This is a genomic window from Streptomyces sp. NPDC047869, assembly GCF_040704065.1.
Classification (GTDB): Bacteria; Actinomycetota; Actinomycetes; order Streptomycetales; family Streptomycetaceae; genus Streptomyces.
Genome location: NZ_JBEYRK010000025.1, coordinates 86,714 through 112,622 on the forward strand (window position 1 = coordinate 86,714; position 25,909 = coordinate 112,622).

Consider the following 25,909-nt stretch of genomic DNA (forward strand, 5'->3'; position numbering starts at 1 on the left):
GCTAGCGGGTTCCGCACATGCCGCAACGGTGAGGACCCACAGGCCCGGCCGCCGCGAGGTGGGGTGCGTCTCCATTACGGCTTCCCGTGGGACGGACGTAACTTCCCCGTAACCCTCGCGCCATGCACCGCACTTGACACAGGCGCACGGCTCCCCTCGACCTCCCCACCCGTCGCGATCACCCAGGTGGCACGATGAACCCCACTTCCCCCCACCCGCTGCCGCGTCGCTCGTGGCCGCGCCCCGCCTCCGCGGCGGCGCTGGTCCTGTCCCTGATCGCCGTGGTCCTCGGGCTCTCCCCGGCCCCGGCGCGGGCCGCGAGCCTGCAGCAGGTCACGGGCTTCGGCTCGAACCCGGGCAACCTGCAGATGTTCCAGTACGCCCCCGACAACCTGCCCTCCGGCGCGCCGCTGGTCGTGGCCCTGCACGGCTGTACGCAGAGCGCCAGTGACTACTACGGCCACTCCGGCTGGCCCAAGTACGCGGACATGTACGGCTTCGCCGTGGTCTTCCCGCAGACCACCAGTTCCAACAACGCCAACTCCTGCTTCAACTGGTTCCAGTCCTCCGACTACACCCGGGGCCAGGGCGAGGCGCTGTCGATCAAGCAGATGGTGGACAACGCCAAGTCCCACTACGGCAGCGACCCCGGCCGCGTCTACGTCACCGGGCTGTCGGCCGGCGGCGCGATGACCTCGGTGATGCTCGCCGACTACCCCGACGTGTTCGCGGGCGGCGCGATCGACTCCGGCATCCCGGCGGGCTGCGCGACCGACCTGTCCAGCGGTCTGACCTGCCAGAACAGTGCGGTCAGCAAGACGCCGAAACAGTGGGGCGACGCGGTGCGCGGCGCCTCCGGCGGCTGGGGCGGGCCCTGGCCGCGCGTCGCGATCTGGCAGGGCACCGCCGACACCACGGTGCACCCGGCCAACGCCACCGAGGAACGAGACCAGTGGACCGACGTCTGGGGCATCAGCCGGACCCCGTCCTCGACCACCACCCTGACCGGCGGCACCACCCAGTCCGTGTACAACGACTCGAGCGGCAGGCCCGCCGTGGAGACCTTCTCCGTCTCCGGCATGGCGCACGGTCTCGCGGTCAACCCGGGCTCCGGCACCGACCAGTGCGGCAGCACCGGTACCTACTACCTCAACTACATCTGCTCGTCGTACTGGAGCGCGAAGTTCTGGGGTCTGGACGGTACGGCCGGGGGCGGCACCGGCAGCCTCCCGGCGCCCACCGGGCTCACCGTCACCGGCACGACCGACTCCACAGTGTCGCTGGCCTGGTCCGCGGTGAGCGGCGCGGCGTCGTACAACGTGTACCGCGGCGGCAGCAAGGTCGGCTCGGCCACCGGTACGTCGTACACCGACACGGGACTGGGCTCCGGCACGCAGTACAGCTACACCGTCGCCGCCACGGACTCCGGCGGCGCGGTCGGCACTCGGTCGTCGGCGGTCACGGCCACGACCACCGGGTACCAGCCGCAGTGCTTCACGGACAACAACTACAACCAGGTCGCGGCGGGCCGCGCCCACCAGAGTCTCGGCTACGTCTACGCCAACGGCTCCAACCAGAACATGGGCCTCTACAACGTCGCCGTCACCCACACCCTGGAGGAGACCTCGGCCGGCTACTACGTGATCGCCGACTCGGGCTGCCCGTCCTGACGGACGGACGGACCGGCCGTGCCCGCACCCTGCGGCGGTGGCTTCACCCACGCCCGGTGAAGCCACCGCCGCACGCCGCACGCCGCATGCCCGTCACCGGTCAGCACGGCGCGATGTCATGCCTTGTGTTAGTGTCATGCGTTTGCGTGGTCGTCGCGGTGGGCGATTCCGACTGTCCGGTTCCGTATGTGCGGGGGGCTGTTCCGTCCTGCCGGGCCTTCCTCGGTACGTTCCTCTGCGGAAGGCTCTCCATGAAGCATCCCGATGACTCCGGCACCGTTCACAGCGGTCCCGCCCAGCCCGAGACAACCACCCCGGCGCCGCTCCCGGCCGTCTCCTTCGCCGGTCTGGAACTGCCGGTGGAGGTGTTGCGGACACTGAACGAAGCCGGGGTGCGCGAGCCCTTCCCGATCCAGGCCGCCACACTTCCCGACGCCCTGAAGGGGCGCGACGTCCTGGGACGCGGGCGCACCGGATCGGGCAAGACGCTCGCCTTCGGCCTGCCGCTGCTGACACGTACGGCCGGCCGGCGCGCCGAACCGAAGCAGCCCCTCGCCCTGATCCTCGTGCCCACCCGGGAGCTGGCCCAGCAGGTCACCCAGGCGCTGGCGCCGTACGCCGAGGCGCTGCGGCTGCGGATGGCCACGGTCGTCGGCGGCATGTCGATCGGCCGGCAGGTCTCCGCGCTGCGTCAGGGAGCCGAGGTGGTCGTCGCCACCCCCGGACGCCTGCACGACCTGATCGAGCGCAACGACTGCCGCCTGGGACGGGTGAGGATCACCGTGCTCGACGAGGCCGACCAGATGTGCGACCTGGGATTCCTGCCGCAGGTCGTGGACGTGCTCGACCAGGTGCGCCCCGACGGACAGCGGATGCTGTTCTCGGCCACTCTGGACCGCGACGTCGATCAGCTGGTCCGCCGCTACCTCCACGACCCCGTCGTCCACTCGGTCGACCCGTCCGCGGGCACGGTCACGACCATGGAGCACCACGTTCTGGTCGTCCACGGCCCCGACCGCTACGCCGTCACCACGGAGATCGCCGCGCGCGACGGCCGCGTCCTGCTCTTCCTCGACACCAAGCACGCCGTCGACCAGCTCACCCGGCACTTGCGGGCCGGCGGGGTGCACGCCGGCGCCCTGCACAGCGGCAAGTCCCAGCCACAGCGCACCCGGACCCTGGCGCAGTTCAAGAACGGCCAGATCACCGCGCTGGTGGCGACCAACGTCGCGGCCCGTGGTCTGCACGTCGACGACCTCGATCTCGTGGTCAATGTCGACCCGCCCACCGACCCCAAGGACTATGTGCACCGGGCGGGCCGCACCGCCCGCGCCGGTGAGTCCGGCAGCGTGGTCACGCTCGTGCTGGCGGGCCAGCGTCGCGAGACGAGCCGCATGATGGCCGAGGCCGGCATCGAGGCAACCGTCACCAAGGTGCGCTCGGGCGAGGCGGAGCTGAGCCGGATCACCGGCGCCAGGGCTCCGTCCGGGATCCCGCTCGACGGCGGGCCCGCCGTCCCCCGCCCCAAGAACACCAACGCTCCCTTCCGGGGCCTCGGCACGAGCAAGGACAGCTCCCGAGGCGCCGGAGGCAAGTCCCGGAAGGCCGGCGAGGCCCGCAAGCTGGCCGAGGCCCGCAAGGCCGCCCGCGTGCGCCGCACCGGCTGAGAGGCGTTGCCCTGGCAGCGGCTCCTGGCCACGGGGCCGCGGCCGTAAGGGGACACCTGCCGAGACGGAGCAGGACGATGCCGTAGGCGCCCCGGCCAACGCCCGACATGACAAGCTGTGTCCGCCCGCCCACCCCCGGACCCCCAGGAGGTCACCATGACCGCAGAGCCCGTACCCACGGAAGGTTCGGAGCCGGCCGACCCGGAGACGTCCCCGCTGGCGCCCGACAGCGACGGCAACTACGACCTCAAGCGCAAGTTCCGCGAAGCCCTGGCGCGCAAGCGCGGTGCGCAGGCGGACGCCGCCGATGCCGCCGCCAACCCGAACGCGTCGAAGGTACGCGCGGCGCACGGCCCGGCCGCGAGCCAGCGGTCGTTCAGGCGTAAGAGCGGCGGCTGAGCCGATCGGTCCCGGCATCCGGCCGCTCTGCCGGCCGTCCGCGCTTCAACCACTCGCGCGGCCCGTGCCGTGATCCGCGACGTGCGCAGGCTCCTGCGCGCGTCGCGGGCCAGGCGTAGCCGGAGCCGCGATCGTGCCGGTGCAGGGCGAGTTGAGGCCGATCGCCCAGGCGGGGAGAACGCCGGTGCGTGCCTGTCGGGCGGTTGATGTGGAGGAGGTGTGCGCGGCGGACGAGAGGTGATTTCCGTCTTCACAACGGGTGTTAGCCTGCCCCGCGGCACGATCGAACGCTTACGGGGGAGGCGCGGTGGGCTCGGACGGCTACCAGGTCAAGGCAGGCATGACCGGACAGGCCCAGCAACTCGACGCCGCGGGCATGGACATGGACGGCGTCAGCTCGGCCGTCAAGGCCCGCACGAGCTACTCGTACGGCGATGTCGGCGGCGACGACGCCGCGTCGGCGTTGAACGCGTTCGTCAAGGCCTGGGAGGCGGAGGCCAAGACACTGGCGTCGGCCTTGCACGAGCTAGGTGGCAAGGTGCAGTTGGCCGAGAAGACCTACCACGGCACCGACGGCCTGGTGAAGACACACGCGGACCGCGTCCCCGTCGGCGGCACGAGCGGCGTCACCGGCGCACCGGCTCAGGGCGGGCGCGCCTCGGCCCTGTCGAGCTACTGAGGAACGGGCCGGTGTCGTTCTTCTCCTCCCCCCTCGACTCCCCTTCCTTCCGCCTCGCATGGCTTGCCGGGCTCTCCAAGAAAATTCTCAACGCGGGGAGCAAGAACGAGCTCCTCGACCTGATCGACGACGCCCTCTCGGTGCCCGAACCGGGCGGCGACCAGGCCGTGCTGGAGGGCCTGGCCAGTCTCTACCGCGGCCAGGTCGACCAGGTCGGCAGCGTCTTCGACCAGGTCGACCGGGTGGGCCGCAAGGGTCTTCCGGAGGTGTGGGTCGGCGACACGAGCGTCCTCGCCTCCGACGTGGTGAACGCCGCCGGGCGGTCCGTGACCCAGATGGGCGAGGCGTTCCAGGGCTGCGCGACGGTGCTGCTGACGCTGGCCGACGCGATCGGTGCCGCGCAGCGCAAGGACGAACAGGGCCGCGGACAGCTGCTGGAGCAGAAGAAGACGCTCGGCGGCAAGGACGGTTTCTTCGACGACCTGCACGAGAACGACGAGGAGGAGTGGGACCGCAAGAACGCCGCCCACTTCGGCTCCTACGCGGTCGACCTGATGCACGACGCCGTCTCCGAGGCGCAGGAGGCCACCCGCGTAGCGGCCCGGGACCTGAACAAGTGGGCCGCCGAGGCACGGGCCGGGAAGCTGGAGACCAGCGAACTGACCGCCGTCGACAAGCTGATGCTCGCCGACACCGGCGTCGCCGGCGCCGACACAGAGCTGAACGAGATCCTCACGGCCGGCGACCTGGCGCGCGCGTCGACGCGCATGGACCTGCTGAGCCTCGACGACGAGACGGCCATGGAGCGGATGCTGGCCAAGTCGGACAGCCCGCAGGAGCGGGCCTACCTCATGAAGGCCCTGGCCGCCGGCCACAGTGTCACCGAGATCGGGGAGTTCCAGAACAAGATCCACGGCAAGGACCCCGACTGGCTGCGCCGGCATCTCACTCCGGTGGTCACCGCCGCGGACAGCATGAACGACGAGGGTCTGGGGTCGGACGGCTCGAACAACAACAAGGACTACGTCACGTTCGACGGCCAGCGGTGGGTCCAGGGCGGCGACGGCTCCGAGGGCACGTGCGTGGCCTCGTCCACGGTCACGTCCCGCGCCATGGTCGACCCCCTCTACGCGCTCGACCTCACCGGCGGCCCCGACGGGCAGCAGGACGACCCGGAAGCCTTCAAGCAGCGCCTGGTGGCCGAACAGCACCGGCTGCACACCGAAGGCGACGGCGGCAAGAACTGGGGCGGCATGGGGCCCGAAGGGCAGGAGCGGATCAACGACTCCGCCGTCGGCAGTGCCACCGGCAGTGACTACGAGCGCCAGGACCTGAACAGCGCCGACGACCGCAGGGCGGTCCTCACCGAAGTCGAGAAGTCGGTGGCGCAGGGGCGGCCGGTGCCGGTCGACGTCTCGGGCAAGGAGGGCGCCCACGCCATGACCATCATCGCCCAGGAGGGTGACATGCTTCAGGTGTACAACCCCTGGGGCTCGACCACCTGGGTCAGCGAGGACGACTTCATCAACGGCCACATGGGCAAGGCTTCCAACAGTGATCTCCCCAACGCGTACAGCGTCTATCTCCCGCGGTAGCAGGGGCGGTGCCGCGATGACGGCGGCCGCGCTCCTCGCTCTCACCACGGGCTGCGGCTCGGGCAGCGACGAACCGGCCGGCGGCTCCACGAGCACCGCGAGCCGCCCCACGGGCACGACCAGCCGCCCGGTGAAGGACACCAGCATCACCGCCCGGCCGGGCGAGCGCTTCACACTCACGGTCGGCCAGAACGCCTCCACCCGCGAGTACTGGTACCTGGTAGACCCCCAGCCCGACAGCTCGGTGCTGGTCGGCCGCGGCCGGCACTACGCGCCGGACTCCGGGGACGAGCCGGTGGACGGTGCCGGCGGCCGGCTCACCTTCACCTTCGAGGCCAAGGGCAAGGGAACCACCCGGTTCACGCTGCTGCACTGCACGTTCACCACCTGCCAGGGCAACACCTCCACCCAGCCCCCCGAGACGACCGGGCCCTCCGCCACCCCGACCACAGGGGCGGCCACCCCCTCCCAGGCCCCCGAACGCATCACCTACACCGTCACCGTCGGCTGAGCCGCGGCGGACCAGCCAGATGAGACGAGACACCCGAGGCCCCGCCATGAACGACGACGCCCCGCACCCGCCGGACCGCACGGACGACGAGCTGGCCCGGCTCGACATCACCGTCCTGCTGCGTTACGGCCTCACCGCCGAGTCCGGTGCCCGGCGCACCGCCCTGTTCGGCGACGGCGCCGCGGCCGCGGCCGTCATCCTCGACCGGCTGGGCACCGAGCCGCGCTCGGTCGCCTTCCTCGCCGACACCGTGCGCGCCGGCGGCCTCGCCCGCGCCGCGGAACTCCCCGAGCCCCTGCCCCGCCGGAAGGCGGCCGCCCTCGTACGGCAATGGCTGCGGGCCGGCACCGAACTCGCGGGCGGGATCCCCGCCGACGACACAGCGGCCACCTGGCTGCACGCCGTCGCGACCATCATCGAACTGAAGCAGCGCAGCCGGACACGCGGCCGGAGCGCCTGAGCCGACCCACGGGCCGTCCGCTCGCCCTGACGGCGCGTCACCGGGCGTCAGCGCGAGTGGTCCGGGCGGGTCATCGGGAGATGGCCGCCCAGGTCCTCGCCGTGCGACGCAGGGCGGTTGGGAACAGGTGCCGCCAGTGCTCGCCGCTGTACTGCTCGCCGCTTTCGTGAACGATCATGGACGCTCTCCCTTCGTGCCCGCGGGCAGGTGGGCGGGCTCGTCCAGGAACTCCCGTACCTCTGCCACGAATCGCTCGGGTTGCGTGCGGTGGATCAGATGTCCGGTCTCGATGGTGACCATCCGTCCCCGGGGTACCCGGCGCACCAGTTCGGCGATGCCCGCCTGGGGGATGTGGCTGCTGCCGCCGCCCGCCAGCGCGAGGGTGGGAGCGGTGATGGCGGCGAGGAGTTCCAGCCATTCAGGCTCGGGGGTGTCGATCTGCCGCCGTACGGCCGGCACCAGGTCCCAGTCGAAGGGCAGCTCCCCGTCCGGGCGGACCGCGGCCGACGGCTTCCGGGGCCGTGGTGCGGGGACGTCCTCCAGGACGAGCCGGCCGACCCGGCGGTCGTCCGCCTGCGCCACCAGGTAGGCGACGGCACCGCCCATCGAGTGCCCGACCAGATGCACCCGGTCCAGACCCAGCGCGTCCAGGAAACCCAGTACGTCGTCACGCATCAGCGTCAGCGAATACACGCCCGGCCAGTCGCTGCGCCCGTGCCCGCGAAGGTCGAGGGCGTGGATCCGGTGGTCCGCGGCGAGCGCGGGGGCCACCTCGTCCCAGTCGCCGGAGGTCTCGCCCATGGCGTGCAGCAGCACGAGCGGTGGGGCGTCCCGCGGGCCGCAGACCTGGTAGGCGAGGCGGACTCCGGAGACGTCGACCGAGCGGTGAACACCCATGCGCACAACCTAACCGACGCGCCCTGGATCGCCCGTTCACGTGTCCGCGCATGTCCGGCCGGCAGAACGGCCCTCGAACGGCTCCGCGCCCTTTCTTGGGTGTCCGCGCCCGCTGTGTCGCGGAAGGCGCCGCACCCCGGTCAGCACACGGCCCGCCGGCCTCCGATGCTGCTTCCGCGCAGGTCAAAAGGGTTCGGTTCCGTTACAGTCGATCACTTCTATGACAAATCGATAACTGGTGGATCGGTAAAGGAGCTGACGTTACCGTGAGGGGTGCCTATGGGTATAAGCGTTCGAGGGGGCCTGCTGGACATCCATGGACCACACGCATGGCACAGCTCTGTTCGGCCACGTATCCACGCCTCCGTGTTCCCTGAGGCGGTCAGGCACGTCCCGCGCGATCCCCCCATCCGGCACCAGGGTTCTCCCCCGTAGTGACGTCAGTTCTGCCGTATTCGCGATCGGAGCATCTGATGGTCAATCCCTTTGACTTCGACGAAGGGCGTTTTGTCGTGCTTCAGAATGAGGAGACATACCACTCGTTGTGGCCGGCGGACATGGAGGTGCCCGCCGGGTGGCGTCTCGTTCTGGGGGAGACCTCGCGCCAGGCATGCCTGGACTACGTGGCTGAAAGAGGGACAGACCTGCGTCCTGCTGGCCTGGCCGACACGACCGCGTGACCGCGCTGCTGGCCCCGCCCGTCCAGCGGGTCCGAACCCTGCTGGCGGACGAGGACCCCATCTCCCGCGACGTCGTGCAGCTCGCGCTGCGCGGCGACGACCAACTCCACCTCGTGGCAGGCATCGACAGCCGCCGGCCGCTCTCGGAATGGCCCCTGAACCAGGTCGAGGTCGTCGTGCTCGGCCTGAGCCACGGTGACGTCCTGCTCAGCACGTTGCGGGATCTCGCTGCCGGCGGGATCAAGTCCGTGGTCGTGGGCCTGGACTGGAACCGCCGGGTCCTCGACAACGTCCTGGCGGCGGGGGCCTCGGGTTGCCTGGTGAAGGACGCCAGGCTCGAGAAGGTCATCAGCGGGGTGCGCGCGGTGGCGGCGGGCAACCGTGTGCTGTCGCCTCGTCTCCTGGAGATCTACGCGCCGCGCCACGCCCGCGACGGCGGCGCTGAGGACTCGGTGGTGGCCCGCCTCACCCAGCGCGAGCGGGAGATCCTGAACCTGCTCGGCGACGGGCTGTCCACGTCCGAGGTGGCCGCGGCCTGCGGGGTGTCCGGCGCGACCATCAAGAGCCATGTCTCGCACGCCCTCACCAAGCTGCGGGCGCGCAGCAGGCTGGAAGCCGTACTGATGCTGAAGAGGCAGTAGCCTCCGTGACCCGGTCCGCCGGCGGCCCACGGGTCGCCGGCGGACCGGTCTCACACCGTCGCGGGCCGCCCGTCCGGCAGTGCGCGCTCGTCCGCCAGTTCGCGGGCCAGCCGCTCCTGGACCAGCGACAGGTCCTCGCAGTCGACGCCCTCGCGTTCGCTGATGTGCGTGCGGTAGAGCTGGTCGAACCGCTCCTCGTCCACGTCGGCCCCTATCTGCTCCAGCATGTGGCGCAGTATGCCCCGGCCGGAGTGCCGTCCGATGAGCAGTGAGCGGCTGCGGCCGAACCGGGACGGCTCGACGAACTCGTAGGTGGCCGGATTGCTCAGCATCCCCTTCTGGTGGATGCCCGCCGTGGTGCCGAACACGTACGTGCCGAAGATCGGTTTGTTGCGGGGCTCGCCGAGGTGGATGATCCGGCGCAGGGCCTCGTACGCGTCGTACATGAGCGACAGGTCGATCCCCGTGATCATCCCGTACTCCTCGGTCTTGTAGGCGAGGACGGCGGCCAGTTCCTCCAGCGGGGTGTTGCCGCCGCGCTCGCCGATGCCGCCCAGCGTCACCTGGACCTCGTCGGCGCCCGCCCGCAGCGCGGCCAGTGCGTTCGCCAGCGACAGGCCGAAGTCGTTGTGGCAGTGCGTCGAGATCCGTACGGACGGCGGCACCCAGGACCGGACCTTGGCGATCAGCCCGCCGTACTCCTCGGGCACGGCGCAGCCCGTGGTGTCGGCCAGGATCACGCAGTCCGCGCCCGCCTGAACGGCGCTGTCGCACAGCGCGTGCACCAGATCGTCCGCACCCCGGCTGGCGTCCTCGATACCCACCGACACGTGGCTCACCCCCAGCGACCGGGCGAAGGCCACGCTGTCGGTGATCTCGTCGATGGACTGCCGGCGGGTGATGCCCCGTTTGTGGGTCAGATGGATGTCGCTGCCGGTGGCCACGAGCTGTACCTCGTGGTTGTCGGTGCCGGCCGCCTCCACGGCGGTCTCGATGTCGCTGCGCATCGTCCGGGAGAACGTCGCCAGCCGGGCCCGCTTGAGTTCCTGGGCGATCAGCCGGGTCGCCTCGAAGTCACGGGGCGAGGACGCGGGGAACGCGGCCTCCACCACGTCGACGCCGAGTTCCTCGATGCGCCGGGCCATCTCCACCTTGTCGTCCGGCTGCATCGCGTTGCCGGGCGCCTGCTCCCCGTCCCGCAGCGTGGTGTCGACCACGGCGATCCGCCGGGCATGTGCCGGTGCTGTCATGGGTCCCTCCCTCACTCAGTGGTGGTCGGTCCGAGTCATCGGTCGCTCCGACCGCCCGCTCAGTCGCCGACCCGGCCGGGCACCGCGCCCACCCAGTCGTCGGCGAATCGTTCCGCCCTCGTCTCGTCGCGGAAGGCGTACGTCTTCAGCAGCCAGCGCGCCCGGGCCCGGTCGCTGTCGTTGACCTCGATGCGCTCCCGGTTGTGCAGGCCGTCCTGGTTGGCGAAGGTGAACAGATCGCCGGTGCGGATGCGGTGCCGGGTGCGCTCGGCGCGGGCGAGCGAGTTCTTCAGGGCGATCAGCGCGTCCTTCGCCTCGCCCGGACTGCCGGCGGCGACCGTGGTGTGGGTGTCCAGGTACCGGAAGCTGTACGCGTTCTCCAGGATCGGGTGGTGCCCGGACTGGGTCAGGCTCTGGTTCGCATCCTTGGAGACGACGTCGAACGGCGTGACGAAGTACGGCTCGCGCAGCACCTTCTGCTCGGCGTCCGTGAGCCGGGCCAGCAGCTCGCGCCCCGACACGAAGCCGGTGTAGACGAGATCGCCCTCCGGGCAGCGCATGCCGAGCAGGGTGATGAAGTCCGCCCGCACCCGGTGTGCGGTGCGGTCGTTGTGGAAGACCAACTCGCCTTCGGCGAACCCGGTCTGCTGGCCGGCGTACTGGTCGTGCGCGATGACGTCGGTGAAGAAATCCCCGTTGAAGCGGGTCGCGTACGCCAGCAGGGGCGCGCCGGTGAGCTGTGAGAACAGCGTGTGCAGGGCTTCGGCGACGAAGGTGGTCTTGCGCGCGTACTTGTCACCGAGCGGGTCCGCGTTGCCCAGCAGCGGGACCTCCTCGTCCATCGGGCAGTTGCGCAGGACGTGGACGTCGACACCGTCGCGCCGGTCGGCCCGGATGCGGCCGCACACCTCGGTGAAGAAGGACGGCACCGAGCCGGAGGCGACGAGGTCCGCCACCGCCCGGGCGAAGGCGGGGTAGTCCTGGTAGGGGTTGCCCCGGACCGTCGTGAGGACGGAGTGCAGGGAGCCCCTCTCTGTTTCGGTCAGTTCGTGGGTGAGGCGCATGCCGATCGGTTCCTGACGGAAGGGCCGACGTTCAGGCCGGCGACGGGACAACGGTGAGCAGGAAGGCCGCGAGGCGCTCCAGGATCTCCTCGAGCGCGTCCGGGGGCTGGGTGAGCGACAGGCGTACGTGCCCCTCGCCGCCGGGGCCGAACGCCGAACCCGGGGTGACCGCCACGGCCGCCTCGGACAGCAGCCGTGCGGCGAAAGCGGTGTCGGTGAGACCGGTGGCCCGGATGTCGGCGAGGACGTAGAACGTGCCGGACGGCATCCTGGCGCGCACCCCGGGCAGAGCGTTCAACCCCGTCACGAGCAGGCGGGCCCGGCCGGCATAGGCGTCCGCCATGGTCCGCAGCGACTCCTGCGGACCGGTGAGCGCGGCCAGTCCGCCGCTCTGCACGAACGACCCCGCGCAGGCCACCGTGTGCTGGTGGACGACGAGCATCGCGCCGACGAGGTCGGGCGGGCCGGCCGCCCAGCCCAGTCGCCAGCCCGGCATCGCGTACGCCTTGGAGAAGCCGTTGACGGTCACCGTGCGGTCCGCGCAGCGCGGGCGGGCCGCGATGCTGAGGTGCGGGGTGCCGTCCAGGACCAGCTTCTCGTAGATCTCATCGGTGACGATCAGGAGGTCGTGGTCGAGGGCGAGCCGCTCCAGGTCCGCCGCTTCCCGGGAGGTGAGCATGCGGCCGGTCGGATTGTTGGGGGTGTTGAGCACCAGGGCTCTGGTGCGGGGTGTGACGTACTTCTCCAGGCGGGAACGGTCCAGGGCGAAGCCGTCGTCCGCGGACAGGGGCACGCTCACCGGGACCGCGCCCACCAGGCGTGCCATCGCCTGGTAGCTCACCCAGCTGGGCGTCGGCACCAGGATTTCGTCGCCCGGGTCGAGGAGAGCCGTGAAGGCGGTGAAGAGGGCGTGCTTGGAGGACGGGGTGACCAGGACGCCGGCGCCCGCGTCCACGGCGACGCCGTTGTCCCGCAGCAGTTTCGCGGCGATCGCCGTACGCAGCTCGGGCAGTCCCCGGCTGGCCGTGTAGTGGGTGAACCCCTCGCCCATCGCGCGGGCGGCGGCCTCGGTGACGTGGGCGGGCGTGTCGAAGTCGGGGTCGCCGCCGCCCGCGTCCAGCACGTCGACGCCCCGCGCGCGCAGTTCCTTGACGCGGTCGTTCAGACGGACGGTCACCGACTCGGTGACCGAGGCGCAGCGTGCCGCGATTCGGCCGCTCATGCGGGAGTGGACACCGGCAGGCCGGGCCTGCGGCCCCGCTCGTAGGCGGCGATGGCGTCCTCGTGCCGGAGCGTCGCCGCTATCTGGTCGAGACCCTTGAGCATACGGACCCGGGTGTCCTCGTCCAGGACGAAGTCGGCCACCAGCTCTCCCGCGCTGACCGTTCTCTCCCGCAGATCGACGGTGATCGCGGTGTCCGGCTCGTCCTCGATCCGCCGCCACAGCGTGTCGACCGTGGCGTGCGGCAGGGTTACCGTGAGCAGCCCCGCCATCAGGGAGTTGGCCCGGAAGATGTCCGCGAAGCTCGGGGTGATCACCACCTTGAACCCGTAGTCCTGGAGCGCCCACACCGCGTGCTCGCGGGAGGATCCGGTGCCGAACATCTCTCCGGCGACGAGGATGGAACCGCCCTGGTAGGCGGACTGGTTCAGGACGAAGTCGGGATCCTTGCGCCAGTCGCCGAACAAGCCGTCCTCGAAGCCGTTGCGCCGGTGGGTGGCGCAGAACCGGCCAGGGATGATCTGGTCGGTGTCGACATCGCGCCGTCGCAGGGGCACGGCGGTCCCGGTGTGGACGGTGAACTTCTCCATACGGGTGACTCCTCGCTCACAGATCGGCCGGTGCGGTGAGCCGGCCGGTGACGGCGGTCGCGGCAGCGACCGGGGGCGACACGAGATGGGTCCTGGCCCCGGGCCCCTGGCGGCCCTCGAAGTTACGGTTGCTGGTGGACGCGGAGCGGGTGCCCGCGCTGAGACGGTCCTCGCCCAGCGACACGCACATCGAACAGCCCGCGGCCGCGCGGAACTCGGCCCCGGCCCGCAGGAAGACCTGGTCGAGCCCCTCGTCGACGGCCTGCGCCCGGACCCGCATCGAGCCGGGCACCACCACCATGCGCACCCCGTCGGCCAGCTTCCGCCCGTCGAGCACGTCGGCGGCCGCCCGCAGGTCCTCGATCCGGCCGTTGGTGCACGAGCCGAGGAAGACCAGGTCGATGGGGACGTCCCGGAGCGCGGTGCCGGGGCGCAGGTCCATGTAGTCGAGGGCGCGGCGCGCGGCGGCGCGCAGCACGGCGTCCTCGAACTCCTCCGGCGCGGGCACCCGGCCGTCCAGCGGAACGCTCTGCCCCGGGTTGGTGCCCCAGGACACGTACGGCGCCAACTCGCCCGCGTCGAGGGTGATCTCCTTGTCGAAGACGGCGTCGTCGTCGGAGCGCAGCGACAGCCAGTACGCGCGCTCCTCCGCCGAGGGATGATCCAGGTAGTCCAGGGTGACGCGGTCCGCCGCGATGATCCCGGCGGCGGAGCCCATCTCGACCGTCATGTTGCACAGGGTCATCCGCGCTTCCATCGACATGTGCGCGACGGCCTCGCCCCGGTACTCGACGATGTGGTTCTGGCCCGACTGGGTGCCGAACCGGGCGATCAGCGACAGCATGAGGTCCTTCGCGGTCACGCCGGCGGGCAGCCGCCCCTCGACGGTGACCCGCATGTCGCGCGGACGGTGCTTGGGCAGCGTCTGCGTGGCGAGGACGTGCTCGACCTGGCTGGTGCCGATGCCGAAGGACAGGGCACCGAAAGCGCCGAGCGTGGTGGTGTGCGAGTCGCAGCACACGATCGTCATCCCCGGCTGCACCAGGCCCAGTTCGGGGGCGATGACCGCGTAGATGCCCTGGCCGGGCTGGCCGAGCCGGTGGAAGGGGATGCCGAACTCCGCGGCGTTGCTGCCCATCAGCCTGCGCTGGGCGCGTCTGCCCTCGTCCGGGTCCGGCCGGTCCACCGCGATCGTCGGCGTGCTGTGGTCCTCGGTGGCGACGGTCAGGTCCGGTCTGCGCACGGTCCGTCCCGCGGAGCGCAGCCTGTCGAACGCCTGCGGAGTGTTGACCTCGTGCAGGAGCTGCATGTCGATGTAGAGGAGATCCTCTCCACCCGTGCCGCGCCGTACGAGATGGGACTGCCAGATCTTCTCCGCGAGGGTTGTTCCCGCCATACCTGGTGGCCTTTCGCCGCAGGGGAGGAGTAGGGCGCGAGGAAGCCGCCGCGCGGGGAAGCGGTGGGCCCTTCTGCGCCGCACTCATGGGAGCACGCGCGGCACGCGCCGCACAGTCGACCGCGGTGGGTGTACTCCTCCGCCTTTTCCGGTGCCTCCTCCTTTGGAGGAGCCGTCTCCCCTCCGATGAGGGAAGACGGTGCCCGGCGGTCTTGCCATGCTCGCGGTCACGTCCCCCGCAAGTGATCCGAAAGGCCACCGGTGGAGCCGAAGAAATCCGATCCCGTTGCCCCGACCTCCCTGCTCGAAGGCTTCCTGACCTCCGTACGGCGCTTCCCGGAACACACCGCCGTACGATCCGCCGGCCAGTCCCTCAGCTACCGCGAGCTCGACCGGGCGGCGCGCGCCCTCGCCGCACGGATGGCGGGCGGTGAGGGCCCGGTCGTCGTGTACCTGGAGCGCGGTGCGGAGATGATCGTCGCGGCCGTCGCCGCGCTCAGGGCGGGTGCGTCCTACGTGCCCGTGGACCCGGCGACGCCCCGGGCCCGCGTCGAGCTGATCCTGCGGGACGCGGGGGCCCGACTGGCCGTCACCTCACGGGGGTTGGCCGGCGATCTCGCCGGTGTGCTGCCGGTGCTGCTCACCGACTCCGGCGCAGGACCTGGGGAGCCGACCACCGCCCGCGAGGACGACGCCGCCCCCGTGCTGCCGGAGGACCCCTCTCCCTGCGCGTACACCATCTTCACCTCGGGAACCACCGGCCGTCCCAAGGGAGTCGAGGTCTCGCACCGCAACGTGCTCGACCTGATCGCGTCGACCCAGCCGCTCTTCGGCTACGGCAGCGACGACGTGTGGTCGCTGTTCCACTCGTTCGCCTTCGACTTCTCCGTGTGGGAGATGTGGGGGCCACTGCTCACCGGCGGCAGCGTCGTCGTCGTACCCGACGAGGCGACGAAGGACCCGGCCGCGCTGCGCACGCTGCTGCGCGACGAGGGTGTCACGGTGCTGAGCCAGACGCCCAGCGCGTTCGGTGCGCTCGCGGAGGAGGAGACGCGCCACCCGGACCGGCTGCCGCTGAAGTGGGTGGTGTTCGGCGGGGAGGCGCTGCGGTTCGCCGACCTGGCGTCCTGGATGGACAAGTACGGCGACGACGCGCCCGGGCTGGTCAACATGTACGGCATCACGGAGATCACCGTGCACGCGACCCACCGGCGCCTCACCCGCGCCGACCTGGACGAACGGGCGAGCCTGATCGGCACGCCGCTGCCCGGCTCCGGCATCGTCCTGGTCGGCGAGGACCTCGTCCCGGTCGCCGACGGCAGCACGGGCGAGATGGTCGTCACAGGACCCGGCGTCGCGCTCGGCTACCGGGGGCGGTCCGAACTCACCGCCGAACGCTTCGTCCTGCTGCCCTCGGGGGAACGCGGCTACCGCTCCGGTGACCTCGCCCGCCGCCGCCTCGGCGGCGACCTCGAATACCTCGGACGCGCCGACGACCAGGTGAAGCTGCGCGGCTTCCGGATCGAACCCGGCGACATCGAGGCGGTGCTGCTGCGCCACCCCGGAGTCCGGGCCGCCACCGTCGCGCTTCGCCCGCTGCCCTCGGGCGAGTCCGGCCTGGTCGGCTACGTCGTGGGCGACGCCGAAGCGGACGCACTGCGCGCGCACGCCACCACCGAACTGCCCGACTACATGGTGCCCGCCGCGTTCGTCACCCTGGATGCGCTGCCGCTCACCGCCAACGGCAAACTCGACCGGGCCGCCCTCCCGGAGCCACAGGCCGCCCCCGCACGCGGACGCGGCCCGGCAACCCTGCGCGAGGAACTGCTCTGCGAACTCTTCGCGCAGGCACTGGGCAGGCCACGGGTCGGTGCGGACGAGGACTTCTTCGCCCTGGGCGGCCACTCCCTGGCCGCGGTCAGGCTCGTCAACCGGGTCCGCTCCGTGCTCGGAGCGGAGGCCGGTCTCCAGGAGCTGTTCGACGCCCGCACTCCGGCCGCGTTCGCCGGGCGGCTCTCCGCGCCCGCCACCAGGCCCGCCCTCACCCCGCGTGACCGGCCCGAGGAGATCCCCCTCTCGCACGCCCAGCGCCGCCTGTGGTTCCTGCACCGCATCCACGGTGGCTCCGCGGCCTACCACGTGCCCTACGCCCTGCGTCTCTGCGGAACCCTCGACGTCGCCGCACTGCGCGCGGCGCTCGACGACCTGGTGGCCCGGCACGAAATCCTGCGCACCGTCTACCCCGAGCGCGACGGTGTGCCCTTCCAGCGGGTCGTGCCGGACGCCCGGCCTGGGACCACCGTCGTCGGCGTGGCCCGCGAGGACCTGGAGGAACGCCTGCGCGAGGCGGCCGCCCGTCCCTTCGACCTCGCCGTCGACCTCCCGCTGCGCGCCACCCTCCTGCGCGTCGACGACAACGAGAGCGTCCTGCTCGTGGTGGTCCACCACATCGCCGCCGACGGCTGGTCCATGACGCCCCTCCTCCAGGACCTCACCGCGGCCTACACCGCGCGCACGGCGGGCGGCCCGCCCGGCTGGGAGCCGCTGCCGGTGCAGTACGCCGACTACACCCTGTGGCAGTCGGAGCTGCTCGGCGACCCCGAGGACCCCGACGGACCCGTCGCCCGCCAGAGCGCGTTCTGGGCCGGTTCCCTGCGCGACGCGCCCGCCGAACTCCCGCTGCCCACCGACCGCAACCGCCCCGCCACCACCGACTTCCGGGGCGGTCGGGTGACTCTGCCCGTCGACGCGGACCTGCACGCCCGTCTCGCCGCGCTCGCCCGCGAACAGGGAGCAACGACCGCGATGGTCCTCCAAGCGGCGGTGGCCGGACTGCTCACCCGCATGGGGGCGGGCACCGACCTGCCACTCGGCGTGCCCGTCGCGGGCCGCAACGACGAGGCGCTGCACCCCCTCGTCGGCTTCTTCGTCAACACCCTCGTCATCCGCACCGACACCTCGGGGGACCCCGGATTCGTGCGCCTGCTGGCCCGGGTCCGGGAGGCCGGCCTTGCCGCGTACGACCACCAGGACCTGCCCTTCGAACGCCTGGTGGAGGTCCTCAACCCGGAACGCTCCTCGGCCCGCCACCCCCTCACCCAAGTCGTCGTCGGTGTACAGCCCGCCATCGCCGCGGACCTGACGATGCCCGGCCTCGACGTGGCCGCGCGGCCGGTCGGTGACCCCACCGCCAAGTTCGACCTGTCACTCAGCTTCGAGGAGCACCGGGACGCGGACGGCGCGGCCGCCGGCCTCGACGGCACCGTCGTCTACAGCACCGACCTCTTCGACCACGCCACCGTGGAGAACCTGGTGGAGCGCCTCGCCCGCTTCCTTCAGGCCGTCGCCGACGACCCCGCCGCCCCGCTCAGCCGTATCGACATCCTGGGCGACGAGGAACGGCACCGCCTCCTCGTCGAGTGGAACGACACCGCGGCGGCGCCCGTCGAAAGCCCCACCGTCGCCGCCCTCTTCGAGAAGCAGGCCGATCTGGGCCCCGACCGGCTCGCCCTGGTCCAGGGCGCGACCCGCTGGACGTACCGGGAACTCGACGAACACGCCAACCGGATCGCGCACCTGCTGCGCTCCCTGGGCGTCGGGGTGGAGGACATGGTCGGCCTGTGCCTGCCGCGCGGACCCGAGTTCGTCGCCGCGGTCCTCGGCGTCTGGAAGGCGGGAGCCGCCTACACCCCCCTGGAACCCGGTCACCCCGCCGAACGGCGCGTGTACATGCTGACCGACAGCACGGCCAGGGTGCTGCTCACCTCCGGGGATCTCGCGGCGGACATGGAACTGCCCGAGGACGTCCACCGGGTGGCGCTGGACACCGACGCACGGCTCTCCCGGGCGCCCGTCGCCCGGCTGCCCCTGACCACCACCGGCCGCCATCTCGCCTACGCCGTCTACACCTCCGGCTCCACCGGCGCGCCCAAGTGCGTCCTGCTGGAGCACCGCGGCGTCGTCGGACGGCTGCGGGACGTGGCCGAACGCTTCGAGCTGACCCCCGACGACATCAACCTCCAGGTGATCTCCCTCGGCTTCGAGGTTCCCGTCCGGGAGTTCTTCGGCCCGCTGTCCGTCGGAGCCGCCGTCGCCCTGCTGCCACCGGACGGCGAGCGGGACCCGGCCGCCGTCGTCAGGACCATCCGCGAGACGGGGGCGACCGTCGCGATCTGCGTCGTCCACTCACTCCTGGAGGCCCTGCTCGCCTACGACGCGAACCCCGCGGACCTCGCCACGCTCCGCCTGGTGGGCACCGGCGGCGAGATCCTGCGCCCCGCCGAGGCCGACACCCTCATGAAGGTCTGGGGCTGCCGGGTCGTCAACCAGTACGGTCCGACCGAGACGACGATGATGGCCTGCCTGCACATCGTGCGGCCCGAAGACCTCACCGGGCGCATCCCGGTCGGCCGCCCCCTCGCCGACACCCGCGTGTACGTGCTCGACGACACCCTGAGCCCAGTGCCCGTGGGCACCCCGGGCGAGGTCTATCTGGCGGGCTCCGGGCTGGGCCGCGGCTACCTCAACCAGCCGGCCCTCACCGCCTCCCGGTTCGTCGCCAATCCCTTCGGGACGCCCGGTGAACGGATGTACCGCAGCGGCGACACCGCCCGGTGGCGGGCCGACGGCAATCTGGAGTTCGTCGGCCGCGTCGACGACCAGGTGAAGATCCGCGGCTTCCGGATCGAACTCGGCGAGATCGAGGCCGTGCTCGCCGCGCACCCCCAGGTCGCCGCCACCACTGTCCTCGCCAGGGAGGACCGGCCCGGCGACAAACGTCTCGCGGCCTACGTGGTCCCTGCCGGGACGCAGGCCCCCGCCCCGGCCGCCCTGCGCGACCATCTGGCCAAGCGGCTGCCCTCGCACATGATCCCGCCGACGTTCACCTTCCTGGACGCGCTCCCGCTGCGGCTCAACGGCAAGGTCAACCGTGATCTGCTGCCCGTCCCCGACCTCCCGGGCACCGGCTCCGGCGCACCGCGCAACCCTCGCGAGGACATCCTGTGCCAGCTCTTCGCCGAGGTGCTGGGCCTGCCCGAAGTCGGCGTGGACGACGACTTCTTCCACTTGGGCGGCCATTCCCTGCTCGCCGCCCGGCTCATCAGCCGCATCCGTACGGCGCTCGGCGTGGAGCCCTCGATGAGCGCCCTGTTCGCGACCCCCACCGCCGCGGGGCTCGCCCGCGGCCTCGGCACCGGGAACAGCGGCGACTCCCTGGAGGTCATGCTGCCGCTGCGCCCCGACGGCAACCGCGAGGCGGTGTTCTGCATCCACCCCGGCGGCGGACTGAGCTGGAGTTACGTCGGACTGCTGCGCCATCTCCCGCCGTCGTTCCCGCTCTACGGCGTCCAGGCGCACGGACTGCGCCACCCCGACGAGATGCCCGCCACGATCGAGGAGATGGCGACCGACTACATCGAGCGGATCGAGAAGATCCAGCCGGAGGGCCCCTACCACCTGCTGGGCTGGTCCCTCGGTGGCATGGTCGCCTACGAGATGGCCGTCCAGTGGCGGGCCCGCGGGGCCCGGGTCGGGATGCTCGCACTCCTCGACTGCTACCCGGGAATGCCCGACCACTTCCGGGTGGACGACGCGACCATGCTGCGCTCCCTGCTGGACCCCGAGAACCCCGACGCCGTCCCGGAGGAGGGCTCCGCCGAACTCGGCAAGGCCCTGGAGATAGTCAAGAAGGACACCGGCGCGCTCACCAGCCTGACCGAGCCGCAGATCGTGGCGCTGCTGAAGACCATGGCGCACAACCGGAAGATCGTCCGCGCGTACGAGCCGACCTGGTTCGACGGCGACGTGCTGTTCTTCCTCGCCACGCAGAACCGCGTCGAGGACGCCCCTACCGCCGAGGTCTGGCGGGAACACGTCGGCGGCGCCCTGGTCTCCCACCCCGTCGAGGCGGCGCACATCACCATGGGCAACCCCGAGCCGCTCGCCGAGATCGGCCGCATCGTGGCGCGCGACCTGGAGGAACGATGAAATCCGATCTGCTGGTTCTGAAGGACCGGTCCGTCCTGGCCCTGCTCACCGCACGGTCCGTCTCCCTGCTGGGCAACGCCATCATGCCGATCGCGCTGGCCTTCGCGATTCTGGAGATGCCCGGTGGCTCCGCGACCGTACTCGGCCTGGTGCTCGCGACTCGCATGGTGACCCAGCTGCTGTTCGTGCTGCTCGGCGGGGTCTTCGCCGACCGGCTGCCCAAGCAGCGCCTCATGATCGGCGCGGACGTCGCGGCGGGGGCCGTTCAGACCGTGGCGGCCCTGCTGCTCATCGGGGGGACGGCGTCGCCCGTGGCGCTCGCCGGACTCGCCGCGCTGAGCGGCGCGGCGGCCGCCCTGTTCGAGCCCGCTTCCCGGTCCGTGATGCCGGCGCTGGTCGATGGCGAGTCGCTCCAGTCCGCGAACGCCCTGCTGAAGCTGTCCATGCGCGGCGGCAGTATCGTCGGCGCGGCTCTCGGCGGCGTCCTCGTCGCCGTCATGGGCGCCGGGCAGACCCTCCTCGTGGACGCCGGGACGTTCTTCGCGTCGGCTCTGCTCCTGACCCTGGTCCGCGCCGTCGCACCGGCCGCCAAGGGCCCCGCCAAGACGATGCTGGCGGCACTGCGCGAAGGCTGGCAGGAGTTCACCGCCCGGCGCTGGGTGTGGGTGATGGTCAGCCAGATGGCCGTAGTCAACGTCCTGCTGGCCGGATCCTTCTACGTCCTGGGGCCGGTCGTCGCCAAGCACACGTACGGCGGAGCCACCGGCTGGAGCGCCGTCCTCACCGTTCAGGCGATCGGTTTCGTGGCGGGCACCCTGGTCGCCGTGCGCGTCCGTCCGGCCCGGCCCGTCCGGGTGGCCGCCCTGGCCACGGCGGGCTTCCCGCTCCCCCTGTTCCTGCTGGCCGCACAGGCTCCCTTGGCCGCGGTGTGCGTGGCCGCCTTCGCCGCCGCGATCTTCATCGACGTCTACGAGGTCATGCTCGACACGACCCTGCAGAAGAACATCCCGCCCGAGGCGCTGTCCCGCGTCATGTCCTACGAAGTCCTCGGCACCTTCGCCCTGGTGCCCCTCGGCAGCGCCGTCGCCGGCCCCGTCTCCCGCGGGCTGGGCTCCGGCCCGACCCTGGCCTGGGCCGGGGCGCTCATCGTCGCGGCGGGCGTCCTGACCTTCCTGCTGCCCTCGATCCGCGCCGTGCCGCCGGTCAAGGCCGAGGAACTGGAGGAAGCACGATGACCGGTTTCACCCGCTGGCTGCTGCGCCGCCCCGCCGACGAGGCGAAGGCCCGCGTGTTCTGCTTCCCCTACTCGGGGGTCGGCGCGTCCATGTTCAACCGGTGGCCGCGCTGGCTCGACGGCGACGTCGAAGTCTGCCCCATCCAGTTGCCGGCCCGTGAGAACCGCATCCGGGAGCCGCACTTCGGAACCTACCAGGCGCTGTCGGACGACATCGCCGAGGCGCTGGCGCCCCACCTCGACCGGCCGTACACCTTCTTCGGCCACTGCGCGGGCGCGCTGCCGGCCTACGAAACGGCGCTGCGCCTGGCCGAGTCCGGGCACCCGGAACCCGCCCGGCTCGTCGTCTCCGCCCAGGCTCCACCGCACCACTGCCCGCACGACCGGTTCCTGGACCTCGACGACGCGCAACTGGGTGCCGAACTCGGCGCGATCGCGGGGGCCCGCGGCGGCGAAGCGCACCCCCTGCTGATCGAACTGACCCTCTTCGTCCTGCACCAGGACCTGGAGGCCACCCGCGTCTACACCCGGCCGCGCACGCCGCTGCCGGGCCCCATCAGCGTCGTGAACTGGTCGGCCGACCCCGAAGTCGATCTCGCCCTGCTCGACGACTGGCGCGGCTACTCCGACGACGTGCGGTTCCACGAACTGCCCGGGGAGCACTACACCTTCCTCACCGCTCCACCGGAACTCCTCACCGTCCTGCGGAAGGGCTGACACAGTGGACGCCGCAACCTCCCTCGTCTCGGTCTTCACAGAGCGCGCCCGCGCCCATCCCGACCGCCTCGCCCTCAAGGACCTCGACTACGCCGGGCTCGACGCCCGCACCAATCGCGTCGCCCACCAACTCCGTGCGGCAGGCGTGCGCACCGGCGACGTCGTCGGAGTCCGCGCACCCCGCTGCGAGGAGACCGTGGTGCTGCTCCTCGGCATCCTGAAGGCGGGCGCCGCCTACCTCGCCCTGGACCCCGGGCAGCCCCTCGTCCGCCAGCGGCAGATGCTGGCCGACGCGTCGGTGACCGTGCTGTTCGACCTCTCGGGCGAGGCGCGAGGCCCCGCGCCGCACGACCTCACCGGCCGGGCACGGGGCGCCGGGACACCGGCTCCGCAACCCCGGAAGCGCCATGACTTTCCTGGCCGCACGGTGCTCACGCGAGTCGACACCGAGGCGCCGGACACTCCGTTGGACGCGGGCGTCGGACCCGCGGACCTCGCCTACGTCGCCTACACCTCGGGCTCCACGGGCCGCCCCAAGGGCGTGGCCGTTCCGCACCGGGCCGTGCTGCGGCTGGTGGTCGACGGGGACGTCGTCGACGCCGGTCCGCAGGACGTGTTCCTGCACTTCGCGCCGGTCGCGTTCGACGCCTCGACGCTGGAGATCTGGGGCGCGCTGCTCAACGGGGCCCGCCTCGCCGTCGTACCGCCCGGCGCGCCGTCCCTGGCCGAGCTGCTCGACTTCCTACGGGACGAGCGGGTCAGCGTGGCGTGGCTGACCGCGGGGCTCTTCCACCGTGCCGTGGACACGGGAATCACCGGGCTGCCGCACCTGCGGCGGCTCATCGCCGGCGGCGACGTGCTCTCGCCCGGCCATGTCGCACGCGCCGTGCGCGACCTGCCGCACACCACCGTCGTCAACGGGTACGGGCCCACCGAGAACACGACGTTCACCTGCTGCCACCCGGTGACGGCTCCGGTCGAGGACAGTGTGCCCATCGGCCGCCCCGTACGCGGCACCGGCGTCCACCTCCTGGACGCCCGGCTGTCCCCGGTCGCCGACGGCGAGGTCGGCGAGATCTACGCCACGGGCCTGGGCCTGGCGCACGGATACGTCAACGACCCGGCCACGACCGCATCCCGCTTCGTCGCCGACCCCTACGGACCCCCCGGCTCCCGCATGTACCGCACGGGCGACCTCGCCCGCCGGGTCGGCGGAACGCTGCGCTTCCTGGGACGCGCCGACGACCAGGTGAAGATACGGGGTTTCCGCGTCGAGACGGACGAGGTGGTTGCCGCGCTCCTGACCCACCCCGACGTCCGGCAAGCGGCCGTGACCGCCTCGTGGCGTGATGCCCAGCCCCGGGAACGAGTCCTGGTCGCCCACGTCGTGACCACGCCCGGCGCGTCCGTCCTGGACGTCCGCGCCCACCTGGCCCGGCTGCTGCCGCCGTACGCCGTGCCCTCCCTGATCCGCACCCTGGACGCCCTGCCGCTGCGGGACAACGGCAAGGTGGACCGGACCGCCCTGGAGGAACTCGGTCCCCTGGAGCGCCCCGCGGTCAACGCCGCGCACCGCAAGCCGGCAACGGACCTGGAGGAGGCCGTCGTCCAGCTGTGGACGGACCGGCTGGGCACCGCGGGCATCGGCGCCGACGACGACTTCTTCGAACTGGGCGGCCACTCGCTGCTCGCCCTGACCATCACCGGCGAACTCCTTGGGAGGTACGGCGTCGAAGTGTCACCGCTCGACTTCTACCTCGACCCGACCCCCGCCGGACTCGCCCGCACCCTCCGCAGGGCCACGCGAGGGAACACGCGCGGCGAGTGGCGGGAAGACGCGGACGAAACGACGCCGGAGGCCGCGCGGACCGCGGCGCGCCGTCCCACGCCGGAGGTCTCCTCGTGAGCGATGCCCCGGCTCGGCCCGGCCCGCTCGACCCGGCCGGCATCGACCTGTTCGACCCGCGTGTGCACGCCGACGGCGACCCGCACACCGTCTGGGCCCACCTGCGCGCACACGCCCCACTGCACCGTCAGACCCTGCCCGACGGGCGTGCCTTCTGGTCGGTGACCCGGTACCACGACGCCTGCCGCGTCCTGTCCAGCCACCGCGAGTTCACCTCCGAACGCGGCAGCCTGCTGCACCAACTGGGCCGCCACGACGCGGCGGGCGGCCGCATGCTCGTGGCGACCGACCCGCCGCGCCACACCGAACTGCGCCGCCCGCTGAACCGGCTGTTCGCCTCCGGCGCGCGGGCGGCCCTGGAGCGGCGGCTGCGCGCCGCCGCCCGATGGGTGCTCGCCCCCGCCGCCGTACCGGGGGAGTGGGACCTGGCCGAGCGGGCGCGGGCATTGCCGATGGCGGTCGCGGGCGCGCTGCTCGACCTGCCCGAGGAGGACTGGCCCGAACTGTTCCGCTGGACGGCGTCCGCCGCCGCCCCCGACGACCCGGACCTGCGGATGGGCGGTACGTCCGCCGCGACCCTGGCCGTCGCGCACCACCAGCTGTTCGCCTACTTCACCGACCAGGTGGCCCGGCGCAGGGGTTCCGCGGGCGAGGACGTCATCCGGCTCCTGATGAACATGCGGGCGGGCGAGCGGACGCTCACGGACGAGGAGGTCGTGGTCAACTGCTACAGCGTGCTGCTGGGAGCCAACGCGACGACGCCGCACACCGTCTCGGGCACGGTGCGGGCCCTCATGGACCACCCGGAGGTGTTCCGCGCGGTGGCACGGGACCCCCTGCTGGTGCCCGGACTGGTGGAAGAGGGCCTGCGCTGGACCTCGCCCGCCAGCAGCTTCCTGCGCCACGCGGTCAAGGACACCGCGCTGAGCGGCGGCGTGGTGCCCGCGGGGGACGCGGTCGCGGTCTGGGTGGGCTCGGCCAACCGGGACGAGCGGGTGTTCACGGACCCGTTCCGTTTCGACCCGAGCCGCACCGGCAACCGGCACATCGCCTTCGGCTTCGGACCGCACTACTGCCTGGGCGCGGCGGTGGCCAGGCAGACCCTGCGGATCTTCTTCGAGGAGGTCTTCGAGCGGATCGCTGAGTTCCGGCCCGCCGGGGAGCCGCGGCACCTGGTGTCGAATTTCGTCTCGGGCCTGGCCCGGCTGCCCGTCCGCACCCGGCCGCGTACGTCCTGAGCACCAGGCCGTCCGGTCCCGCCCGCCCGCACCTGCCCGCCCGCCGGCCGGCTCCCGTCACCCGGCCGGACCACCACGCCCCCGGCCGTGCACGCCCCGAAGGAG

The 25,909-nt window shown here is 72.0% G+C and carries 20 protein-coding genes; 14 read left to right on the forward strand and 6 right to left on the reverse strand.

Features of this window, described 5'->3' with window-relative positions; translation table 11 throughout:
- Positions 1 to 194: 194 nt before the first annotated feature.
- From AB0924_RS27660 to AB0924_RS27690, 7 genes are all read left to right on the forward strand, one after another.
- Positions 195 to 1,670 carry a PHB depolymerase family esterase gene (locus AB0924_RS27660; RefSeq protein WP_366912827.1) on the forward strand — a complete coding sequence of 492 codons (1,476 nt, stop codon included), beginning with the start codon at positions 195 to 197 and terminating at the stop codon, positions 1,668 to 1,670.
- Positions 1,671 to 1,921: 251 nt separating this feature from the next.
- Positions 1,922 to 3,337, forward strand: coding sequence for a DEAD/DEAH box helicase (locus AB0924_RS27665; protein ID WP_358936469.1), 1,416 nt, complete (start codon positions 1,922 to 1,924; stop codon positions 3,335 to 3,337).
- Between the two features lie 156 nt (positions 3,338 to 3,493).
- Positions 3,494 to 3,736 carry a DUF5302 domain-containing protein gene (locus AB0924_RS27670; protein WP_358936467.1) on the forward strand — a complete coding sequence of 81 codons (243 nt, stop codon included), beginning with the start codon at positions 3,494 to 3,496 and terminating at the stop codon, positions 3,734 to 3,736.
- A 307-nt stretch (positions 3,737 to 4,043) separates the two neighbouring features.
- A complete protein-coding gene (locus tag AB0924_RS27675; RefSeq protein WP_366912828.1) occupies positions 4,044 to 4,415 on the forward strand; it encodes a hypothetical protein in 372 nt (123 codons plus the stop codon).
- An 11-nt stretch (positions 4,416 to 4,426) separates the two neighbouring features.
- Positions 4,427 to 6,010 (forward strand): peptidoglycan-binding protein, encoded by a 1,584-nt coding sequence (locus AB0924_RS27680; protein WP_358936463.1) that lies wholly within the window; start codon positions 4,427 to 4,429, stop codon positions 6,008 to 6,010.
- A gap of 16 nt (positions 6,011 to 6,026) precedes the next feature.
- Positions 6,027 to 6,521 carry a protease inhibitor I42 family protein gene (locus AB0924_RS27685; RefSeq protein WP_358936461.1) on the forward strand — a complete coding sequence of 165 codons (495 nt, stop codon included), beginning with the start codon at positions 6,027 to 6,029 and terminating at the stop codon, positions 6,519 to 6,521.
- Between the two features lie 46 nt (positions 6,522 to 6,567).
- A complete protein-coding gene (locus AB0924_RS27690; protein WP_358936459.1) occupies positions 6,568 to 6,981 on the forward strand; it encodes a hypothetical protein in 414 nt (137 codons plus the stop codon).
- A 174-nt stretch (positions 6,982 to 7,155) separates the two neighbouring features.
- On the opposite strand, the gene AB0924_RS27695 is transcribed toward AB0924_RS27690, so the two are convergent.
- Positions 7,156 to 7,878, reverse strand: coding sequence for an alpha/beta hydrolase (locus AB0924_RS27695; RefSeq protein WP_366912829.1), 723 nt, complete (start codon positions 7,876 to 7,878; stop codon positions 7,156 to 7,158).
- Positions 7,879 to 8,351: 473 nt separating this feature from the next.
- Here AB0924_RS27695 and AB0924_RS27700 point away from each other — a divergent pair, with 473 nt between their 5' ends.
- Together AB0924_RS27700 and AB0924_RS27705 are read left to right on the forward strand one after the other, a co-directional pair.
- A complete protein-coding gene (locus tag AB0924_RS27700) occupies positions 8,352 to 8,558 on the forward strand; it encodes an MbtH family protein (protein WP_366912845.1) in 207 nt (68 codons plus the stop codon).
- Entirely contained in the window at positions 8,555 to 9,199 is a 645-nt protein-coding gene (locus AB0924_RS27705; protein WP_358936455.1) for a response regulator transcription factor, read from the forward strand. The genes AB0924_RS27700 and AB0924_RS27705 overlap by 4 nt, the downstream gene beginning before the upstream one ends.
- Before the next feature lie 50 nt (positions 9,200 to 9,249).
- On the opposite strand, the gene AB0924_RS27710 is transcribed toward AB0924_RS27705, so the two are convergent.
- Genes AB0924_RS27710 through leuC form a run of 5 tightly spaced genes read right to left on the reverse strand, consistent with a single transcriptional unit; the run spans position 9,250 to position 14,721 of the window.
- Positions 9,250 to 10,449 (reverse strand): LeuA family protein, encoded by a 1,200-nt coding sequence (locus AB0924_RS27710; RefSeq protein WP_358940050.1) that lies wholly within the window; start codon positions 10,447 to 10,449, stop codon positions 9,250 to 9,252.
- 59 nt (positions 10,450 to 10,508) lie between these two features.
- Positions 10,509 to 11,513: a TauD/TfdA family dioxygenase gene (locus AB0924_RS27715; RefSeq protein ID WP_366912830.1), complete on the reverse strand. Its 1,005-nt coding sequence runs from the start codon at positions 11,511 to 11,513 to the stop codon at positions 10,509 to 10,511.
- A gap of 31 nt (positions 11,514 to 11,544) precedes the next feature.
- The gene (locus AB0924_RS27720; RefSeq protein ID WP_366912831.1) at positions 11,545 to 12,735 is read right to left on the reverse strand and encodes a pyridoxal phosphate-dependent aminotransferase; all 1,191 of its coding nucleotides are present in this window, start codon (positions 12,733 to 12,735) and stop codon (positions 11,545 to 11,547) included.
- On the reverse strand, positions 12,732 to 13,325 hold the full coding sequence (leuD, locus tag AB0924_RS27725; RefSeq protein ID WP_358940047.1) for a 3-isopropylmalate dehydratase small subunit: 594 nt from the start codon (positions 13,323 to 13,325) through the stop codon (positions 12,732 to 12,734). Before leuD ends, AB0924_RS27720 begins: the two co-directional genes overlap by 4 nt.
- 16 nt (positions 13,326 to 13,341) lie before the next feature.
- Entirely contained in the window at positions 13,342 to 14,721 is a 1,380-nt protein-coding gene (gene leuC / locus AB0924_RS27730; RefSeq protein ID WP_366912832.1) for a 3-isopropylmalate dehydratase large subunit, read from the reverse strand.
- A gap of 261 nt (positions 14,722 to 14,982) precedes the next feature.
- Here leuC and AB0924_RS27735 point away from each other — a divergent pair, with 261 nt between their 5' ends.
- From AB0924_RS27735 to AB0924_RS27755, 5 genes are read left to right on the forward strand one after another with little or no spacing between them, the layout of a single operon-like run.
- Entirely contained in the window at positions 14,983 to 20,709 is a 5,727-nt protein-coding gene (locus tag AB0924_RS27735) for an amino acid adenylation domain-containing protein (protein WP_366912833.1), read from the forward strand.
- Positions 20,706 to 21,944, forward strand: a complete 1,239-nt coding sequence (locus AB0924_RS27740) for an MFS transporter (RefSeq protein ID WP_358940044.1) — start codon at positions 20,706 to 20,708, stop codon at positions 21,942 to 21,944. Before AB0924_RS27735 ends, AB0924_RS27740 begins: the two co-directional genes overlap by 4 nt.
- Positions 21,941 to 22,660 (forward strand): thioesterase domain-containing protein, encoded by a 720-nt coding sequence (locus tag AB0924_RS27745; RefSeq protein ID WP_358940043.1) that lies wholly within the window; start codon positions 21,941 to 21,943, stop codon positions 22,658 to 22,660. The genes AB0924_RS27740 and AB0924_RS27745 overlap by 4 nt, the downstream gene beginning before the upstream one ends.
- Before the next feature lie 4 nt (positions 22,661 to 22,664).
- The gene (locus AB0924_RS27750; protein WP_366912834.1) at positions 22,665 to 24,566 is read left to right on the forward strand and encodes a non-ribosomal peptide synthetase; all 1,902 of its coding nucleotides are present in this window, start codon (positions 22,665 to 22,667) and stop codon (positions 24,564 to 24,566) included.
- Positions 24,563 to 25,804, forward strand: a complete 1,242-nt coding sequence (locus tag AB0924_RS27755) for a cytochrome P450 (protein ID WP_358940041.1) — start codon at positions 24,563 to 24,565, stop codon at positions 25,802 to 25,804. Before AB0924_RS27750 ends, AB0924_RS27755 begins: the two co-directional genes overlap by 4 nt.
- Positions 25,805 to 25,909 lie beyond the last annotated feature (105 nt).

Bases quoted from the DNA above. Each gene is read 5' to 3' on its own strand.
- AB0924_RS27660 (WP_366912827.1), top strand. From the start codon at position 195: ATGAACCCCACTTCCCCCCACCCGCTGCCGCGTCGCTCGTGGCCGCGC.
- AB0924_RS27665 (WP_358936469.1), top strand. From the start codon at position 1,922: ATGAAGCATCCCGATGACTCCGGCACCGTTCACAGCGGTCCCGCCCAG.
- AB0924_RS27670 (WP_358936467.1), top strand. From the start codon at position 3,494: ATGACCGCAGAGCCCGTACCCACGGAAGGTTCGGAGCCGGCCGACCCG.
- AB0924_RS27685 (WP_358936461.1), top strand. From the start codon at position 6,027: ATGACGGCGGCCGCGCTCCTCGCTCTCACCACGGGCTGCGGCTCGGGC.
- AB0924_RS27690 (WP_358936459.1), top strand. From the start codon at position 6,568: ATGAACGACGACGCCCCGCACCCGCCGGACCGCACGGACGACGAGCTG.
- AB0924_RS27695 (WP_366912829.1), bottom strand. From the start codon at position 7,878: ATGGGTGTTCACCGCTCGGTCGACGTCTCCGGAGTCCGCCTCGCCTAC.
- AB0924_RS27700 (WP_366912845.1), top strand. From the start codon at position 8,352: ATGGTCAATCCCTTTGACTTCGACGAAGGGCGTTTTGTCGTGCTTCAG.
- AB0924_RS27710 (WP_358940050.1), bottom strand. From the start codon at position 10,449: ATGACAGCACCGGCACATGCCCGGCGGATCGCCGTGGTCGACACCACG.
- AB0924_RS27715 (WP_366912830.1), bottom strand. From the start codon at position 11,513: ATGCGCCTCACCCACGAACTGACCGAAACAGAGAGGGGCTCCCTGCAC.
- AB0924_RS27720 (WP_366912831.1), bottom strand. From the start codon at position 12,735: ATGAGCGGCCGAATCGCGGCACGCTGCGCCTCGGTCACCGAGTCGGTG.
- leuD (WP_358940047.1), bottom strand. From the start codon at position 13,325: ATGGAGAAGTTCACCGTCCACACCGGGACCGCCGTGCCCCTGCGACGG.
- leuC (WP_366912832.1), bottom strand. From the start codon at position 14,721: ATGGCGGGAACAACCCTCGCGGAGAAGATCTGGCAGTCCCATCTCGTA.
- AB0924_RS27740 (WP_358940044.1), top strand. From the start codon at position 20,706: ATGAAATCCGATCTGCTGGTTCTGAAGGACCGGTCCGTCCTGGCCCTG.
- AB0924_RS27745 (WP_358940043.1), top strand. From the start codon at position 21,941: ATGACCGGTTTCACCCGCTGGCTGCTGCGCCGCCCCGCCGACGAGGCG.